The organism is Myxacorys almedinensis A (assembly GCF_010091945.1).
Classification (GTDB): domain Bacteria; phylum Cyanobacteriota; class Cyanobacteriia; order Leptolyngbyales; family Leptolyngbyaceae; genus Myxacorys; species Myxacorys almedinensis.
Map to the genome: position 1 here is coordinate 1 of NZ_WVIE01000054.1, position 1,759 is coordinate 1,759.

At 44.7% G+C, this 1,759-nt stretch carries 5 protein-coding genes; all 5 read right to left on the minus strand.

The genetic code is table 11. From position 1 onward, the window contains the following. Nucleotides 1-92, minus strand: a 92-nt coding sequence (locus tag GS601_RS24025) for an IS1 family transposase (protein ID WP_162425533.1), incomplete at its 3' end; no start/stop codon positions are given. A gap of 22 nt (nucleotides 93-114) precedes the next feature. After that, on the minus strand, nucleotides 115-267 hold the full coding sequence (locus tag GS601_RS24030; RefSeq protein ID WP_162425534.1) for a hypothetical protein: 153 nt from the start codon (nucleotides 265-267) through the stop codon (nucleotides 115-117). Between the two features lie 156 nt (nucleotides 268-423). After that, entirely contained in the window at nucleotides 424-828 is a 405-nt protein-coding gene (locus GS601_RS22525; protein WP_162425535.1) for a PIN domain-containing protein, read from the minus strand. A gap of 9 nt (nucleotides 829-837) precedes the next feature. Beyond that, nucleotides 838-1,122 carry a hypothetical protein gene (locus tag GS601_RS22530; protein WP_162425536.1) on the minus strand — a complete coding sequence of 95 codons (285 nt, stop codon included), beginning with the start codon at nucleotides 1,120-1,122 and terminating at the stop codon, nucleotides 838-840. A gap of 81 nt (nucleotides 1,123-1,203) precedes the next feature. Further along, the gene (locus tag GS601_RS22535) at nucleotides 1,204-1,425 is read right to left on the minus strand and encodes a tautomerase family protein (protein WP_162425537.1); all 222 of its coding nucleotides are present in this window, start codon (nucleotides 1,423-1,425) and stop codon (nucleotides 1,204-1,206) included. Between the last annotated feature and the right edge of the window lie 334 nt (nucleotides 1,426-1,759).

Below are 1,759 nucleotides of genomic sequence, written 5' to 3' on the forward strand. Positions count from 1 at the left end.
CCGCAGTCATGGCATTTGAACCGTTGTTTACCGGTGTGGATGCAACCATTCTTGACCGTATCGGAAGACGCACAAATAGGACAGGCAAGCATGGCAGGAGAACACCAAGAAACTCTACTTCTCTATCATTACATCTTGAGCACTACCCTGATACTCAAGAATATAGTCAGGAACACCATTACCAGCATGAGCAATTGAGGCTGGAATAATGCTGAGAATTGAAATGCCTGCCGTAAGGCAAGCTTTAAGAGCAAACTTGAATTTCATATTACTTGGTGAGCTAAATTGATACCGATTATCGACCAATAGCCTGACTATGCTTCCCTGATCTAAGAACGAAGCAGCCCAACGGTGAAGTTGTGCGGCGGCAGATCACCTCGAACTCCCACCGATAATCTCTGTACCGTCCGCACCAACGCAGTGTTAGGTGGCTGACTGTAACAATCTGACAAAACCCTCCTGCTCGAAATGTCGGTCAGTTGTCAACGCATCTGTCATGCCACGCTGACGCATCACAACAAAACTGACTGCATCACACAACGAATAGGTCTTGTCTTGACGATCAATCAACAGTTTCATGGCTTCTCGATGCAGTTGTTCGTCCACCCAAATAGTTTCAATATCTGGATTATCAAGCAAGTCCATAACAAAAGTCAGCACCGCATGACGAGGAAACCGGCGTATCAATGCTAAAGCGATCAATTCAGCTAAAACATAGCTATGAGTCAAAGACCTCTTGCTTGCGCTGTTGAGTAATTGTACTGATTCCTGATGCTGCGGCTCATTTTGATGGATGTAGCACAACAAGCCTGATGTATCTAAAAGCACAAAACAGCCCTATTCCTTGTACTCATTTTCGTAGGCTCTTACAAGATCAGCATCGATGCTTTCATTGTCTATACCCGTCGCATGTTCAAGGCTGATCGCTCCAGCATGATTCCTAAATCTTTGCCGAGCCTCTTCCTGCTGTATTACCGAGTGCAAAGCCTTACTTACACTGTTACTCTGATTGATTAATACAGTAACAATCCACTCTGAAGTTGACACACCCACAGCATTAGCCTTTCGCTGTAGGTCTGCATAAACCTCATCACTCAATTCCAGGGTTAGCTGCTGACTCATGTGCCTCAAAGAATTCGACTAGTCTATAAAGTGATTATAGCTTTTGTCCTGATTCATGCTTCTTTCCAACTCAACGATTGGTTAGGTTTCAGTTTGTGACTGAGGTGCTTGCTGTTTCTTCCAGTCATCGGTCAGTAGACCTGAGAAACCCCAGTCTTCATCTGCAATTTCTTGAATAACGATATGTGTATGCTCCGGCTTCTTCCCCAAGATACGCACAAGTGAAGCAGTCACCTCCTTGATTAGTTGAGCCTTTTGTTCTTTAGTAGCACCTTTTGTAATCTGGATGTTCACATATGGCATGGGAATTCCTTTGTGACTGTTTAACTCGTGAATGCTTGGATAGTGTAAGCAAGGACTAAACTCAAGCCACCTAACGTTCCAGTTGAGCGGCTGCCGATAACTTTTGCATCCCCAGTAGCGGCTTTCGACAGTCCGCTCCGACCGGGTTGTTATGCCGCCGCGATCGCCCCCCTAGCATTTAAGCTTCTGAACATCACAAGAAGGTTCCAATCCAATAAAGAAGAATTCCTAAAATAAATAAAACATGATGAAAAAAACTAGGGTAGCAAAGCTAACTGGAGCAAGATTGGGAGATTCGATAGTCTAGACCCAGAGCCACCATGACTTAAGGGTT

Bases quoted from the DNA above. Each gene is read 5' to 3' on its own strand.
- GS601_RS24030 (WP_162425534.1), bottom strand. From the start codon at position 267: ATGAAATTCAAGTTTGCTCTTAAAGCTTGCCTTACGGCAGGCATTTCA.
- GS601_RS22535 (WP_162425537.1), bottom strand. From the start codon at position 1,425: ATGCCATATGTGAACATCCAGATTACAAAAGGTGCTACTAAAGAACAA.
- GS601_RS22530 (WP_162425536.1), bottom strand. From the start codon at position 1,122: ATGAGTCAGCAGCTAACCCTGGAATTGAGTGATGAGGTTTATGCAGAC.